The sequence below is a fragment of the Streptomyces sp. BR1 genome (assembly GCF_052373795.1).
Taxonomy (GTDB): Bacteria; Actinomycetota; Actinomycetes; order Streptomycetales; family Streptomycetaceae; genus Streptomyces.
Genome location: NZ_CM126252.1, coordinates 323,186 through 337,417 on the forward strand (window position 1 = coordinate 323,186; position 14,232 = coordinate 337,417).

The 14,232-nt window shown below is 70.4% G+C and carries 14 protein-coding genes and 1 pseudogene; 2 read left to right on the forward strand and 13 right to left on the reverse strand.

Annotated features, from left to right (window positions below):
- Window positions 1-2: 2 nt before the first annotated feature.
- On the forward strand, window positions 3-1,370 hold the full coding sequence (locus ACT1U9_RS01485; protein WP_444538976.1) for a sensor histidine kinase: 1,368 nt from the start codon (window positions 3-5) through the stop codon (window positions 1,368-1,370).
- Between the two features lie 6 nt (window positions 1,371-1,376).
- Here the strand turns inward: ACT1U9_RS01485 and ACT1U9_RS01490 are convergent, their stop codons facing one another.
- The 5 genes from ACT1U9_RS01490 to ACT1U9_RS01510 all read right to left on the reverse strand — a co-directional run bounded on the left by ACT1U9_RS01490 (window position 1,377) and on the right by ACT1U9_RS01510 (window position 7,256).
- Window positions 1,377-1,904 carry a DinB family protein gene (locus tag ACT1U9_RS01490; RefSeq protein WP_444536532.1) on the reverse strand — a complete coding sequence of 176 codons (528 nt, stop codon included), beginning with the start codon at window positions 1,902-1,904 and terminating at the stop codon, window positions 1,377-1,379.
- 172 nt (window positions 1,905-2,076) lie between these two features.
- Entirely contained in the window at window positions 2,077-4,740 is a 2,664-nt protein-coding gene (locus ACT1U9_RS01495; protein WP_444536533.1) for a glycosyl hydrolase, read from the reverse strand.
- 207 nt (window positions 4,741-4,947) lie between these two features.
- Window positions 4,948-5,478, reverse strand: a complete 531-nt coding sequence (locus ACT1U9_RS01500) for a hypothetical protein (protein ID WP_444536534.1) — start codon at window positions 5,476-5,478, stop codon at window positions 4,948-4,950.
- Between the two features lie 219 nt (window positions 5,479-5,697).
- Window positions 5,698-6,423 (reverse strand): ankyrin repeat domain-containing protein, encoded by a 726-nt coding sequence (locus tag ACT1U9_RS01505; RefSeq protein WP_444538977.1) that lies wholly within the window; start codon window positions 6,421-6,423, stop codon window positions 5,698-5,700.
- A gap of 125 nt (window positions 6,424-6,548) precedes the next feature.
- Window positions 6,549-7,256, reverse strand: coding sequence for an RraA family protein (locus ACT1U9_RS01510; protein WP_444536535.1), 708 nt, complete (start codon window positions 7,254-7,256; stop codon window positions 6,549-6,551).
- Window positions 7,257-7,433: 177 nt separating this feature from the next.
- Between ACT1U9_RS01510 and ACT1U9_RS01515 the strand changes: the two genes are divergently transcribed.
- Complete coding sequence (locus ACT1U9_RS01515; protein ID WP_444536536.1) at window positions 7,434-8,150, forward strand: GNAT family N-acetyltransferase; 717 nt, start codon at window positions 7,434-7,436, stop codon at window positions 8,148-8,150.
- On the opposite strand, the gene ACT1U9_RS01520 is transcribed toward ACT1U9_RS01515, so the two are convergent.
- The 8 genes and pseudogenes from ACT1U9_RS01520 to wrbA form a co-directional block, all read right to left on the reverse strand.
- Window positions 8,111-9,151 carry an ABC transporter substrate-binding protein gene (locus ACT1U9_RS01520; RefSeq protein ID WP_444536537.1) on the reverse strand — a complete coding sequence of 347 codons (1,041 nt, stop codon included), beginning with the start codon at window positions 9,149-9,151 and terminating at the stop codon, window positions 8,111-8,113. The genes ACT1U9_RS01515 and ACT1U9_RS01520 overlap by 40 nt on opposite strands.
- Window positions 9,148-9,825, reverse strand: coding sequence for an ABC transporter permease (locus tag ACT1U9_RS01525; RefSeq protein WP_444536538.1), 678 nt, complete (start codon window positions 9,823-9,825; stop codon window positions 9,148-9,150). Before ACT1U9_RS01525 ends, ACT1U9_RS01520 begins: the two co-directional genes overlap by 4 nt.
- A 64-nt stretch (window positions 9,826-9,889) precedes the next feature.
- The gene (locus ACT1U9_RS01530; protein WP_444538978.1) at window positions 9,890-10,564 is read right to left on the reverse strand and encodes an ABC transporter permease; all 675 of its coding nucleotides are present in this window, start codon (window positions 10,562-10,564) and stop codon (window positions 9,890-9,892) included.
- Between the two features lie 328 nt (window positions 10,565-10,892).
- Complete coding sequence (locus ACT1U9_RS01535; protein ID WP_444538979.1) at window positions 10,893-11,633, reverse strand: SDR family NAD(P)-dependent oxidoreductase; 741 nt, start codon at window positions 11,631-11,633, stop codon at window positions 10,893-10,895.
- A gap of 189 nt (window positions 11,634-11,822) precedes the next feature.
- Window positions 11,823-12,776 (reverse strand): annotated as a pseudogene (locus ACT1U9_RS01540) (NAD(P)/FAD-dependent oxidoreductase); the annotation flags it as partial.
- A gap of 61 nt (window positions 12,777-12,837) precedes the next feature.
- Entirely contained in the window at window positions 12,838-13,059 is a 222-nt protein-coding gene (locus tag ACT1U9_RS01545; RefSeq protein ID WP_444536539.1) for a hypothetical protein, read from the reverse strand.
- A 110-nt stretch (window positions 13,060-13,169) separates the two neighbouring features.
- Entirely contained in the window at window positions 13,170-13,340 is a 171-nt protein-coding gene (locus ACT1U9_RS01550) for a hydrophobic protein (RefSeq protein ID WP_361418565.1), read from the reverse strand.
- A 129-nt stretch (window positions 13,341-13,469) separates the two neighbouring features.
- The gene (wrbA, locus tag ACT1U9_RS01555) at window positions 13,470-14,075 is read right to left on the reverse strand and encodes an NAD(P)H:quinone oxidoreductase (RefSeq protein WP_444536540.1); all 606 of its coding nucleotides are present in this window, start codon (window positions 14,073-14,075) and stop codon (window positions 13,470-13,472) included.
- Window positions 14,076-14,232: the final 157 nt, after the last annotated feature.

A 14,232-nucleotide genomic window follows, 5' to 3' on the forward strand; every position in this document is an offset into this window, starting at 1 on the left:
GCCTGCGCCCCCGTTCCGTCCGCGCCCGGGCCACTCTGGGCGCGTCCCTGGTGGTGGCTTTGGCGCTCGGGGTCGCGTCCTTCGGGCTGCTCGGGCTCCTCGACCGCAACCTCATCCGCAATGCCCAGACCGGTGCCGAACGCCAGGCCCTGCACACCGCCGAGTTGGCCGCCGCAGGCCGACTCGACCCCGTACTGGCGCCGGAGCGCGGCGCGGACTTCCTCCAGGTCGTTGACGCCCGGGGCCGGGTCCTCGCGGCGAGCCCCAACCTCGCGGGGCGCCCCGCCCTGACCACCGACCAGCCCCGCTCGCCCGGCACTGTCCGTGGCACCTGGAACGGCGGACGGATGCGCGAGGAGCACCGCCAGCGCGTCGTCCAGGTCACCACGGCCACCGCGAACGGGCTGGTCACGGTGTACGCGGGCACGTCGCTGCGGCAGGCCGACGCGGCGGACGAGACCATCGGGGTCGCGCTGGTCGTCGTCGTACCGCTGCTCGTCCTGACCGTCGCCCTGGTCACCTGGCGGGTGACGGGCTGGGCGCTGCGGCCCGTGGAGGCGATCCGTGCCGAGGTGGCCGCGATCGGCGACCGCGAGCTGCACCGGCGCGTGCCCGTGCCGCGCAGCCAGGACGAGATCGCCCGACTGGCCGTCACGATGAACGCCACCCTGGACCGGCTGGAGGCGTCAGGGACCCGCCAGCGCCAGTTCATCGCGGACGCCTCGCACGAGCTGCGCAGCCCGATCACGGTGCTCCGCACCCAGCTGGAGGTCGCCCAGGCCCACCCGGACCCCGAGTTGTGGGGCGAACTGGTCAGCGGCGCCTTGGAGGACACCGTACGACTTCAGGATCTCGCCTCCGATCTGCTTCTGCTGGCCCGTCTGGACGCGGGTGACCATCCCCCGACCACCAGGGTCCCGCTCACCTCCCTCGTCCATGAAGAACTCGCCAAACGTGCTCCCACCGAGCGGATCACCCCCACCGTCCACCTCACCGACGACGCGGTCGACGTCGACGGCAACCGGGGTCAACTCGGCCGTGTCCTGGGCAACTTGCTCGACAACGCGCAGCGCCACGCCACCGGGACCGTCACGCTGAGCCTGCGTACCGAGGGCGCGCAGGCCGTGCTGACGGTCGCCGACGACGGCTCCGGTGTGCCCCACGCCGACCGTGAGCGTGTCTTCGAGCGGTTCGTCCGGCTCGACGACGCCCGCAGCCGCGACGACGGCGGCGCCGGGCTCGGTCTGGCCATCGCCCGGGACGTCATCGAGCGGCACGGCGGTACGTTGACCGTCGTCGACGCAGCGGCAGGCGGCGCCGCGTTCGAGGCCCGGCTGCCGCTCGCGGACAACAGCGTCACACGCCCTTGATGGGCGTCACACCCCCGTCGTGCCGTCGATGCGCTCCCTGATCAGATCCGCGTGGCCGTTGTGGCGCGCGTACTCCTCGATGAGATGGATCAGGATCCAGCGCAGCGAGACAGTCTTGTCCCCGAGCACGGCCGCGTCGTGGTCCGGCAGGGTGCCGGAGTCCTCCAGCGACGCGTCCGCCGTCAGCTCGCGGCCGCGTGCGACCTCGGCCCGCCACTCCGCGAGCGCCGTGTCGATGCCCCGGCCCGGGTCGAGGGCGAATCCGGCGTCGCCGTCCTCCCCGTACACCGTCGGTATATCCGTGGCGGCGAACACCCGCTGGAACCAGTTCCGTTCGACCTCCGCCATGTGCCGGACCAGGCCGAGGAGCGTCATCCGGGAGGGCCCGACGGCGGGCAGCCGTATCTCGCGGTCGTCGAGCCCCGCGCACTTCAGCGCGAGCGTGGCCCGCTGGAAGTCCAGCCAGCTCTCCAGCATGGTTCGTTCGTCGGCGTGCGGCGCCGGAATCCGGCGCCCGTCAGGTGTCGTACTCATGCTCATCACCTTCGCACGCGCCACTGACAACGGCCCCGCACGAGGACCCGAAGAACCGAGTCGGCCGCAACACGGCGGCCCCCGTACGACATACGCCGTACGGGGGCCGGAGTCCTGAGAGGGGCAGATCGTACGCCCCTCCAGTCCGTCAGTGCTTCAGTCCTTCAGTGATTCAGTGCTTCAGCCGTCGCGGGTCGAAGGACCACATGCCGCGTCCATGGGTGGCCGCGTACAGCTCGCCGTCCGGGCCGAGTTTCAGCTGGAGGACGGCGGTGGTGGGCAGGGCCGAGCCCAGGACCTGCCACTGGCTCGCGCCGGCCGGCCGGTAGAAGACGGCGAGGTCGGTGCCGAGGGCGAGGCCGCCGTTCGGCAGGAGCTTGACCGTGTTGGCGGGCACGTCGGGCAGGTTGGCGGAGATGTCCGTCCAACTGGCCCCGCCGTCACGGGACTCGAAGATGTGGCCGTAGCCCGCGCCGGGGCCCTCGGTCCACTTGCGCGAGAACCCGTTGACCGCGACGTACACGTGCTGGGCGTTGGCCGGGTCGACCTCGAAGCCGGAGATGTAGCGGTTCGGGATCGTGGCGTCGACCGGCAGGTTCAGCTGGTGCCAGCCGGTGCCGTCCGCGTTGCCGACGGCGATGCCCCGGCTGAAGCCCTGGTTGTTGCAGGGACCGCACCAACCGGCGTACACCGTGCCGCCCGAGGAGGCGACGGCGGTGGCCACATGGCCTGCACCGAGGTCGAAGGCGTTCTTCCACTCCGCGCCGGAGCGGATCGCGTAGCCCTTGGTCTGCACCCAGACGTGACGGCCGCCCGCCACCCAGGTGTTGCCGTCCTTGGCGTCCGCGGCGATCGGGGCGATGAAGCGGGCACCCGCGCCGCCCAGGTCCTTGTCGGGCGGGGCGACTTCGTACTCGGTGGCCTTGGTCGGGTCGGTGGCCCAGGCGCCGTTGTTGGCGCCGCAGTCCTGGGTGACCCACATGTCGAGGTAGACGTACTCCTCGGCGATGTCGCAGCCGTTGGCGGGGTCGGCGATGGTGTCGCCGCCGTCGCCGCCGAAGTTGGAGCCCATCACCTTGTCGTGGGCGCGCAGGATCGACTGGCCGTTGTCCTGGAGCCCGCCGGTGATCGAGACCCCGCCGTGGTCGAGGTCCTTGCCGATGCCGACCGAGTAGTACTGGAGGGTGTCGATGGTGCCGTCGTTGAGCGACTGCCAGTCCTTGGCGTGGCCGCCGGAGTCGACCGCTCCGTTGAGCGGGCGCCGGTAGATACCGCCGTCATTGCCGACGTACGCCCAGCTCTTGCCCTTGTAGGAGCCGATCGCGACGGCGTGCTGGTCGGAGTGGGTGGTCGGTGAGCAGTCACCGGTCTGCTTGGTGGGGTCGATGCTCCAGCAGGGGAACGAGAAGTTCCAGTACGGGCCGGGGGTGATCCAGCTCGTCCCGCCGTTCTTCGTCTCGAAGACTTCCTCAAGACCGAGGTAGACATGGTCGGCATTGGTCGGATCGACCTGGAGGAACTGGTTGTACCAGGACTGGATGCCGGGCATGTATCCCGCGCCCTGGAGCGCGGAGCCGGAGTTCTTGAGCTTGGTGTAGTCGGCGATCTGCGTCCACGGCCCGAACGGCGAGCCGTTCTTGGAGACGTATACGCCCTTGAGACCGCTGTCCGGGTTGGACGCCATCTGGGCCGGGGACTCGTCGATGGCGTAGAGCCGCGAACCGTCGGCCGCCGCACCGAACGTCACATTGCCGACGTCGTCGCTGCTGGTCGGCAGGTCGCCGAGCCCGCTGACCGGCTTCCAACTGCCGTCGCTCTGCTTGCCGTAGAGCCCGTTGTACGTGTCGCCGCCCCGCCAGCCGACGGCGAGCAGGACCTTGCTCGGGTCCTTCGGGTCGACCGCGATGTCATTGGCGATGTTCTTGTACGGGGCGGACGGGTCGGCCGCCTTGGAACCGCCGGGCAGATAGTCCGGGTTGGGCGCGAACTCCAGCTTCCACGGTCCCGAGAGGGTGGTCGTCGAGTGCGACCAGACACCTCGGCTGGTCGCCGCCCACACCGTGGTTCCGGCGAAGCGCAGCGCGTGGATGACGGTGCTCTCCAGCTCGGCGCCGCCGACGCGGCCACCCGGCTGGAACTGCCCGTGCTGCGGGTCCGCGAGTACGTAGACTCCCGTGCCCACGAACGATGTCGCCCCGGTGTTGGACTCGCCGGTGGCGTACCAGAGTCGCTTGGAGCTGTCGAGGGCGAGGGTTCCGGTGGACAGGGAGGGCAGTTTGTCGGCGATGGGCTGCCAGTGTCCGCCGCCGGTCTTCGAGCGGAACACCCCGCCGTTGGCGCCGCCCGCGTACACATATCCCTGGTCGTCGGCGGCGATGCCGGTGATCCGGCCGGTCACGTCGCCGGAGCCGCCGCTGGAGTTGGAGTTGATGTCGCGGTAGCGGGGGTCGTCCGAGTTGTACGCCTTCTTGGTCACATGGTCCCAGTCGCCGCGGGTGTGCGGCATGGACTGGAGTTGCGCCCAGGCGGCGCCGTAGGCGCCGGGCGCCACCACGCCGGGGGCGGTGCGGGCCTCGGTGTACTGGGCGGTGCCTTCGGCGGAGTTCTCGGCCTCGTCGGAGCCGTCGTCCCCGCCCTGGGCGGCGAGGGCGGACCTGCCGTGTCCGGCTAGTACCGCCTTGGTGTGCTTGCGGCCGATGTCGGCCTGGTGGCGCGCGTTCCAGGGTCTGGGTCTGGTGTCACCGGACGCCGCGAACGACTGGGTGCCGACCAGTCCGAACGCGGCGGCCACGACGGTGCAGGTCATGAACCGTCGTCGACGCCGTGCGGGCATCATGCGCTCTCCTCCCCGCGCCGGGCACAGGGGTGGCCCGACGCCAGGGAGATCTTGGCGTGCTCGCGACAGCCCGGACAGACCCTGACCGAAACATGGTGGGGAATTTGCCGTTCCGGAGCGGGTGTCCGCAATTCCGGGCGGTCGGAGGCGAGTTGCGCGGCGCTCCCGCCGTGGGCGTGCACGGCGGGAGCGATGGGCGCGAGGCGATTACGAGAGGCCGACCTGGGCCAGTGCGGTGGTCCAGTCGGTGGCGATGGCCTGCTGCGCCGGGGCGAGCTGAACCGTTCCTGCACAGACCGCGCGGTACAGCTTGTACTCCACGGTGTCCTTGTCGGTCGAGGTGCTGCCGCCCGCCTGGTAGCGCGGCTCCGGCCACAGGTTCTGCGGGCTGCGCGGGTTGCCGCCGAGCGAGAGCGGTATGAGGTGGTCCTCCTCATAGTCGGCGGTGTTGGTGTCGCTGTACCCGTACTGGGCGATCTGCTGCACCTTGAGCGCGTTGGTGTAGCTGGTGGGCGGACGGATGGAGGTGCTGTAGCCGCCGACACAGATCGTGTCCTGGATCGTGTCCTGTGTGACGTCCGGGTTGAGGGCGCCGGGCTGACAGGAGGCGTCGGGCAGCGGCAGGTAGCTCTGCGAGCAGGTGACGGCGGCGTGGGCGGTGCCGGTGGAGACGATCAGACCGCCGGTCGCGAGCATCACAGAGGACGCGGCGACAGCGAGTTGCCGAAAACGAGGCATGTGGGGGCTCCCGTTGGATCGAGGCGGTCTCCGAAGGACTAGGTGGGGTCCAACGGAGTGATAGAGGCATGACAACATCTCAGCCATCTATGCGGGTAGACCCTTGCGGTGAATACCTCGTTACCGATGGGTGCCCCAACGCGCTCCCCACCGGTGGCCCGTCCCGATACGTACGGCTATGCCCTCAATGCCACGCGACCATACGGAGGTTGGGGCGTCTCACGCCCGGTCCTGCGCCGACCTCGCGCCCCTCCCCCGCAGCCACGCCACCAACTCGACATGCCCCGCGCGGGCGGCGGTGTCGAGCGGGGTGAGTTCGTCGTAGCCGACCCAGTTGATGTCGCCGCCCCGCTCCAGGAGGTACGCGGCCGTCGGCCGGTGGCCGCCGTGGCAGGCGCACCACAGCGCCTCGGTGACCTCGATCGCGGGCGGTGGAGTGGCGGGCGGGGTGAAGTAGGCGGCTACGCGGTCGAGTTCGCCGAGCCCGGCCGCCTGCCACAACGTGGTGCGGGCACCGCGTTCGAGCAGGCGCCGGGCGGCGTGCCACTGGCCGAACGCGACCGCGTCCGCGATCGCCGTGCCGCCCGCGATGACCGACCCGTCGACCTCGATGTCCGCGCCGAGGTCGAGCAGGGCGTCCAGGACGGCGACGTCGTCGCAGCTGGCCGCCCAGTGCAGCGGGGTCTCGGAGTGCGGCCCGGTGAACCGCGCGCCCACGTCCGCGCCCGCCTCGACGAGCGCGGTCACGACCGCCGGGCCGTTGGGGAAGTGGCCCGGCCAGTCCGTGGCCACGTGCAGCAGGGTGCGGTTCTTCAGCTCGTCGCCGAGCCGCGCCCCGGCGAGACCGGGGTGCGCGGCGAGCAGCGCCTTGAGCCGCGGGACGTCCCCGGCTCGGATCACGGTCGCCACCTCGACGGCCAGCGGCTCGTGCGCACCGAACAGCATCGTGGACACCCTTTCGTTCCCGGGGACGTATGACCATGGTCGTATCACGATCACTGTCGCCCGGCACGCAGGGCACGTACGACTTGAGAGGGCGCAGGCACGGCCTGAGGGGGCTTCGGCCGGGGCTATTCCTCGATCGCGCCGCCCACCGCCCGCAGGTGCTCGCGGAAGGTGAAGGACGGGTTCCGGCGGCGTTCGGCGAGGTAGCGTTCGAACTGGACCTGGCCGCGCAGGGAGTTGCCCGCGCGGATGCGTTCGGCCTGGCGGCGCTCGGTGTCGCGGATGGTCTCGGCGAGGGCGAGGAGTTCGTCGACGCGGTCGGCGGGGACGAACAGGACGCCGTCGTCGTCACCGAGGACCACGTCCGCGCGGCTCACCGTCCACTGCCCCACCACGGCGGATTCCACCGCGTCCTCGGGGCGGCCGTCGAGGCGCTGCGGGCCGGTCGGAGTGGAGCCCATGCTGAAGACCGGCAGGCCGATCGCCCGGATGTCGGCGGTGTCGCGGTGCAGCCCCCAGATGACCACGCCCATGAGCCCCGCGCCCTTGGCCTCCAGCACGGCGAGGTCCCCGACGCACGCCTCGTCGCGCCGCCCGCCATTGTCGACGACCAGTACGTCGCCGGGCGCGGCTTCCTCGTACGCCTCCAGGAAGATGTCGACACTGCCGACGTGCCGGGCGGGTGCGACGCGTCCGGCGACGCGTCCGCCCTCGACCACGGCCTGCACTTCGGCGGGCGCGCACCGCACGGGGACGCCGGCACGCAGGCAGGCGTCCGCGACGTGCGCGCTGGTCAGCGCGGCGAACCGGTCCCGTAGCTCCTTGTGATCCATGTCCACTTACCCCTCTCGCGATCTTCGACTGCCCCATTGTCGGGTCAACTGGGCTTGTACGGTGGTGAATGGCGGGGGCGCGGGTGCGTGCCGGGGGAGGCGCGGATTCCTGCCGGATTGTGTGCGGACCGACCGGAGCGCGCCCCTCCGAGGGTGCTCGGCTGACATGATGTGCGTATGCCCCAGCTGGTCCCTGCGGTTGTTCCGGCGGGCCGCCTCGGCCGGTCCGAGCAGCCCTCGCTCCCGGTCTCCGCCGGTCTGTTCCTGCGCCCTTGGGAACTCGACGACGCGCCGTTCGTTTACGAGGCGTACCAGGATCCGTCGATCCAGCACTGGACGCGTCGGCGGGCGGACTGCGAGATCGAGACGAGGGAGTGGATCGCGCGCTGGCGCCAGGGCTGGCGGGCGGAGACGGACGCGCACTGGGCGATGGCCCGGGCGTCGGACGGCGCGGTGATCGGGTGGGCGGCGCTGTGCCATCTGGAGCTGGCGGTCGGCCGCGCCGAGTGCCGGTACTGGGTACTGCCCCCGGCGCGCGGCCAGGGCGTGGCTCCGGCGGGCGTGTCCGCGCTCGCGTACTGGGCGCTGGACACGGTCGGCCTGCACCGGATCGAGATCGCGCACCCCATGGCGAACGAGGCGGCCTGCCGCGTCGCCATGAAGTCCGGTTTCCCCACCGAGAGCACCCGGCGCAGCGCCCAGCTGCACGCCGACGGCTGGCACGACGTGCACGTCCACGCGCGCGTACAGCAGGGCCTGGACGACCTGCCGGACGAGCCACCGCCGGACCGCGTCCTGGGCCGGGTCCAGCACCGTCTGCACCGCCGCGGCAAGGACCGTCTGCGGGACCGGATTCAGGGCCGCGGCCGCAGCAGGCCTTTCGACTCCAAGTAGGTCTTGGCCACGTCCTGCGGCAACCGCCGCCAGCTGTCGACTTGCTGGTTGAGGCTGGCCAAGTCGGCTGTGGTGAGTACGGTGTTGAGCGCGCCGAGTGCGTCAGTCACTCCTTTGCTGCCCGCTCGGGAGCGGTTCACGACGGGCACGATGTAGTCGGCGTTCTGCAAATGCTTGTCGTCCGCGAGGAGAACAAGTCCGAAGTTGTCCAGGGTGGCGTCGGTGGTCGTGGTGAGGACCATCTGGTCCTGCCCGTTCTGGACGGCCTGCTTGGACTGGGTGGTGCCGACACCTTTGGGGTCGACGGCGGTGATGTCGATCCCGTACGTCTTCTTCAACCCGGGTTCGCAGTACGGGCGTTGAACGCATTCGTCACCCGCCGCGAGTCGTACGGGGAGTTTCGAGGCGCCGAGATCGCTGAGCGTCTTCAGCTTGTGCTGCCGGGCGTAGTCGACGGTGACGGCGAACGCGTTCTGGTCGACGGCCCGGCCCGGGTCGAGGACGGTGAGGCCGCGTGGCGTGGCGAGCCGCCGCAGCGCGGTCATCGTCTTCGCGAGGTCGGGCGAGCCGACGGGGGGTGCGTCGGGGCCGTGCGCCTTGGCGTTGAGCCAGTCGGCGAGGGTGGCGGCGTACTCGGGCACGACGTCGATCTGTCCGGATTCGAGGGCGGGTTCGTACAGCTCACGGTTGGTGACGGACAGGATCTTGGTGCGGTAGCCGGCGTTGTTGAGCAGCAGGGCGTACATCTGGGCCAGCAGATCGCTTTCCGTGAATCCGGCGGTGCCGATGGTGAGGTGCTTGCTGTCGCCGGGCGGGGCGGTGACGGCGCCCTGGTTTTCGAGGGTGGGGCCGGTGGTGCAGGCGGTGGCGGTTCCGGTGAGGAGGGCGGCGGCGAGGAGTGCGCGGTGGGCGCGAGGGGCGCGCCGTGGCCGGGCGAGGAGTGCGCGGTGGAGGCGAGGGGTGCGCCACGGCCGGGCGAGGAGTGCGCGAAGGAGCCTCATCCGGCACCGCCGGCCCTCGCCCATCGCGGCCCGAGGCGCTGGACGACCTCGAAGATCGCCTCCACGACCAGCGCGAACACGGCGACCAGGATCGCGCCCGCGACGACCTGCGGGGTGGAGGCGAGGTTGAATCCGGCGGTGATGATCCGTCCGAGTCCGCCGCCGCCCGCGAGCGCGGCGAGGGTGGCGGTGGCGACGAGTTGGACGGCGGCGATGCGTACGCCGGTGAGGACGAGGGGCAGCGCGAGCGGCAGCTCGACGCGCCACAGCAGCTGGCTACCGGTCATCCCCATGCCCCGAGCGGCCCTCACCACGTCCCGGTCGACTTCGCGCATGCCGACGTACGCGTTGGTCAGCAGCGGCGGTACGGCGAAGAGGATCAGGGCGACGATCGTCGGGGCCTCGCCGTGCCGGCCGAGCGGGGTGAGGAGCAGCAGAACGAGTACGGCGAAGGTGGGCACGGCGCGGCCGATGTTGGAGAGGTTGACGGCGAGGGCGCCGCCTTTCCCGAGGTGTCCGAGGACGAGTGCGACGGGCAGCGCGATGAGACAGCTGAGGAGGAGGCACAGGGCGGTGAGCCAGAGATGCTCGCCCAGCCGGTGCCAGATGCCGTTCTCGCCGTGCCAGTGGGCGGAGCCGGTGAGCCAGGACCAGGCGTCGGTGAGGGTGGTCATACGGGTACCGCCGGGGTGGCGGGGTGCGGGACCGGGGTCTCGGCGCGCGAGATCGTGCCCGGGGTCATGCCCGTACCGCCCGGGTCCATGGCGTGAGCAGCCGTTGGGCGAGGAGGAGTACGAGGTCGGCGGCGATGGCGATGACGACGCAGAGGATGGAGGCGGTGAGGACCTGGGCCTTGAAGTAGGTGTTCATGCCGGAGTAGATGAGGTTGCCGAGTCCGCCGTATCCGACGATGGCGCCGACGGTGACGAGCGAGACGGCGGAAACGGTCGCGATCCGCAGCCCCGCCATGGCGGCGGGCAGCGCGAGCGGCAGCTCGACGGCGAGGAGCAGCCGTACGGGCCCGTATCCCATGCCGCGCGCGGCCTGCCGCGTGTCCTCGGGCACAGCTCGCAGCCCGGCGAGGATGTTCCGTACGAGGAGGGTCAGCGAGTACAGGACGAGCCCGGCCACGACGAGGGTCGCCGACAGCCCGTACACCGGAAGGAGCAGCGAGAACATCGCGAGGGAGGGGATGGTGTACAGCACGGTGGTGACCCCGAGCACGGGCCCGGCGGCCCACCGCCAACGCCGCGCGACGACGGCGAGCGGGAGGGCGATGGCGAGCCCCAGCAGTACGGATACGACTGTGAGCTGAAGGTGCTGGACGACGGCGTCCCAGAGGATGTGGCGGCGGGTGGAGAGGTATTGGCCGCAGATCCATTCGTTGCGCGCGAGACAGTCGTGGGGCGCCACGGCGACGTGGGGCGGCGGCAGCGGCGCGGTGAGGGGCGCGGTGAACTGTCCGGCGGTCACTTGTTCATTGGAACGTGGGGGGTGGGGGTGGCGCGCGGAGGGATGGGCCGATTGAGGCACGGTAGGCGGCGGTGGGGGGCGGGGGGGGTGGGAATGGCTGGCTCGGCCGTGTGCCCTTTGGGCTGGCCTCGGCCGCCGTGAACCATCGGCAGCGGAAACTGAGGCTGATGCGGAAGATGCCAACGGGCGGGTGGGCTCGCCCCGGCCGCCGACAGCAGGCGGGCGATCTCGGCTTCCCCGCTCGCGGCCGCCCCGTAGAGGCTCGCCGTCAGGCGGTGTATCCGCCGTCGACGGCGAGGGCGGTGCCGGTGATGTACCGTCCGCCGGGGCCCGCCAGGTAGGCCACGGCGGCGGCGATGTCGTCGGCGTGGCCGTAGCTGCCGAGGGCGGTGAGGGAACGCTGGAAGTCGGCGGTCTCCCCGGCGGCGGGGTTCATGTCGGTGTCGATCGGGCCCGGGTCCACGATGGTGGCGGTGATCCCGCGCGGCCCCAGCTCCCGGGCGAGTCCCCTGGTCAGCCCGACGAGCGCGGTCTTGGCCATCGCCTGGAGGACGAAGTTCGGTCCGGGAACGCGCCCGTTGAAGCACGATCCGATGCTGATGATCCGTCCGCCGTCGCTCATGTGCCGGGCGGCGGCCTGCGCGGCCAGGAACACGGACCGGACGTCGACAGCGAGCACCCGGTCGAGTTCGTCGACGGACACCTCGTCGAGTGGGCCGTAGGTGAGGAAGCCCGCGTTGTTGACGAGGATGTCGATGCGTCCGAGCTCGCGTACGGTCTGCTCCACTGCCTCGGCGGCGGCGGTGGGCTGGGTGAGATCGGCCTGGATGACGAGAGCCCGCCCGCCGTCCGCCTCGATGTCCTTGGCAACGGTGCGGGCTTGGTCTTCTGCCTGTACGTAGGTGAGGGCGACGGCGGCCCCTGCGGCGGCCAGGCGCTTCGCTATGGCCGCACCGATCCCACGACTGCCACCGGTGACGAGGGCTACCTTGCCGGTCAGGTCACTCATCGCTGTTTCCTCCTTGTACGACGTGGTTGGGATGCCGGGATCGTAGGAGTTGACACCGGTGTCAGGTTCAAGTCGTGGCGTCGTCGTACGAGCACGAGGTGGTACGGATGCGGATCGGCGAGCGAGCTGGAGCAGAAGTGTTCGATGCGGCGCCGGAGGCTGTGCGTTGGCTACGGCGCAACGGCAACCGGCCGCCTGGGCCGTCATGGCGGTCAGCTCGCCCGGGCGGGTCAGGTCGGGGGCGGCCGCCGCGTCGCCGCAGGCGAACACCTCCTCGTGGCCGGGCACCTGGAGCCGTGCATCTACGATCAACCGTCCGCCCTGCACCGGTAGGCCGAGTTCCCCGACCAGCGGGTCCGGGCGTACACCTACACACCAGACCAGCGTGCGCGTCCGTACGAACTCGCCGTCGTCCAAACGCACCCCCTCCGGCGTGGCCTCGGCCACCGACGTTCCCGGGCGGATCTCGACGCCACGGGCGCGCAGCACCCGGTCCGCCGAATTGGACAACCTGCGGTCGAGTTCCGGTAGCACCCTGGGCGCGATGTCCACCAGCAACCAGCGCAGTGGTCCCCTGTGGCGGGCCAGAGCGTTCGTGAACAGGACTCCCTGCGCTGCCACTTCCGTGCCCGTATAGCCCGCGCCCACCACCACGAACGTACGTCGGGCCGCACGCTCCTCGGCATCGTCCGACGTTGCCGCCAGTTCAATCTGGCGGGTGATGTGGTCCCGTAAGTACAGCGCCTCGGGCAGGCCACGGAATCCATGCGCGTACTCGACGACCCCCGGCACCGGCAGCAATTTGTTCACACTGCCTACGGCCAACACAAGGCGGTCGTAAGCGAGTTCGCCCTCTCGACCCTCCGGATCGCGGTAGTGCACATAGCCCCGCGCCAGGTCCACCCGCCCGGCCTCCCCCAGTACGAGACGTACGCCCGGCAGGGCTCCGGGGAGCGAGACCGTCACCCGGCGGGGCTCCAGGATTCCGGCGGCCACCTGTGGGAGCAGGGGCAAGTAGAGGAAATAGTCGGTCGGGTTGAGCAGCACCGTCTGAGCGCGGCCGTGCAGACGGCGTTGCACTGTGCGGGCCGCCTGGTAGCCGGCGAATCCGGCTCCTACGACCAGGACGCGGGTTCGGCTCACTATCGGCTCCCTCAGCCGGTTCGGCTCGTGCCGCTCACATGCTCGTACGGCCGAATTCAGCTCAGTAGTAGCGGCGGTCTTCCTCCACGACCGGAGCCGCAGGCGGCGGCGCCTGGAGCCGACGGCGTTTGAAGATGCTCACATAGGCGCCCGTTCCGATGATTCCGACCGCCATGATGATGAGCCCGGCCACGTGAATGTTCATTCCTTGCACATGCCAGTCGACCGCGAAGGTGAGAATCGCCCCCACCGCGATCAACAGAATGCATCCGCCCAGACCCATGGTATTACCTCCGAATTCGCTGGTACGGATTGCCGGTTGGACGTCGACGTCGTGACGTCGGACGGGTGCCCCCGATCACCCGTCCCTAACGCTCCCTCCCGGGAATCACCTCACCACCGGTACCAACGGCCTCGTCGACCACCCGCGCCCGCCGAACGGGCCGCGAATCCCACGAGCCAGAAGACCAGCACGATGACGGCGAACCACCACAGAATCTTGAGTGCGAAACCCGCGCCGAAAAGAAGCAGGGCGAGCAGAAGCACCAGAAGCAGGGGAACCATACGCACACCTCCTGGCATCCGAGTTCCCGCGAAGTGCTCCGCCATGCCCGCAGAATTCCGGCCCACAAATGGGCGAGAGCCCTTGCCTCTGCGGCAAGGGCTCTCACAAACGACTCAACCTGCGTACGACTAGCGCGTACCCGCCTGCAGCCGCGCCGTGATCGTCGCCAGGCGCTCGCCCTGGTAGCGGGCCGCCTCCAGGGTCTCCACGGACGGGGCGCCCGCGCCGCCGGCGTGCGAGGTGCCGTAGGGGTTGCCGCCCGCGCCGTACACGACCGGGTTGGTGTAGCCGGGCGCGACGATGATCGAACCCCAGTGGTGGAACGTGTTGTACAGCGCGAGCGTGGTCGCCTCGTTGCCGCCGTGCGCGTTGTGGGCGCTGGTGAAGCCGGTGGCGGGCTTGTCGGCGAGGCCGCCGCGGTGCCACAGGCCGCCCGTGGTGTCGATGAACTGCTTCAGCTGGGCGGCGATGTTGCCGTAACGGGTCGGCGAACCGAAGGCGTACGCGTTCGCCCACTCCAGGTCGTCGAGCGTGGCGATCTCGACGTCCTTGGTGGCCTCGACGTGCTCGCGCCACGCCGGGTTGGCGTCGATGGCGGCGTCCGGGGCGAGCTCGGGCACCCGGCGCAGCCGCACCTCGGCACCCGCCTTCTCGGCACCCTCGGCGACCGCCTTGGCGAGCTGGTGGACATTGCCGGTGGACGAGTAGTAGACGACCGCGACCTTGGCACTCATGACGAGGCCCCTCCCAAGCTGAGATCAGTAAGCTTCTACCGTCGATACGGATAGCTATCCGCTTCGACGTCCATGAGTAAACCGGATACGAATCCACTTGGCAAGCCCCCCCCCAGGCCAGCACCCTCGATCCCTTGTGAAGCGAACGAAGCGGATA

Excerpts from the sequence above, each read along its gene's own strand:
- ACT1U9_RS01520 (WP_444536537.1), bottom strand. The coding sequence starts at position 9,151 with ATGAGGCTCCTTCGCGCACTCCTCGCCCGGCCGTGGCGCACCCCTCGC.
- wrbA (WP_444536540.1), bottom strand. The coding sequence starts at position 14,075 with ATGAGTGCCAAGGTCGCGGTCGTCTACTACTCGTCCACCGGCAATGTC.
- ACT1U9_RS01515 (WP_444536536.1), top strand. The coding sequence starts at position 7,434 with ATGCCCCAGCTGGTCCCTGCGGTTGTTCCGGCGGGCCGCCTCGGCCGG.
- ACT1U9_RS01545 (WP_444536539.1), bottom strand. The coding sequence starts at position 13,059 with ATGGGTCTGGGCGGATGCATTCTGTTGATCGCGGTGGGGGCGATTCTC.
- ACT1U9_RS01525 (WP_444536538.1), bottom strand. The coding sequence starts at position 9,825 with ATGACCACCCTCACCGACGCCTGGTCCTGGCTCACCGGCTCCGCCCAC.
- ACT1U9_RS01535 (WP_444538979.1), bottom strand. The coding sequence starts at position 11,633 with ATGAGTGACCTGACCGGCAAGGTAGCCCTCGTCACCGGTGGCAGTCGT.
- ACT1U9_RS01505 (WP_444538977.1), bottom strand. The coding sequence starts at position 6,423 with ATGCTGTTCGGTGCGCACGAGCCGCTGGCCGTCGAGGTGGCGACCGTG.
- ACT1U9_RS01550 (WP_361418565.1), bottom strand. The coding sequence starts at position 13,340 with ATGGTTCCCCTGCTTCTGGTGCTTCTGCTCGCCCTGCTTCTTTTCGGC.
- ACT1U9_RS01495 (WP_444536533.1), bottom strand. The coding sequence starts at position 4,740 with ATGATGCCCGCACGGCGTCGACGACGGTTCATGACCTGCACCGTCGTG.
- ACT1U9_RS01490 (WP_444536532.1), bottom strand. The coding sequence starts at position 1,904 with ATGAGTACGACACCTGACGGGCGCCGGATTCCGGCGCCGCACGCCGAC.
- ACT1U9_RS01510 (WP_444536535.1), bottom strand. The coding sequence starts at position 7,256 with ATGGATCACAAGGAGCTACGGGACCGGTTCGCCGCGCTGACCAGCGCG.
- ACT1U9_RS01500 (WP_444536534.1), bottom strand. The coding sequence starts at position 5,478 with ATGCCTCGTTTTCGGCAACTCGCTGTCGCCGCGTCCTCTGTGATGCTC.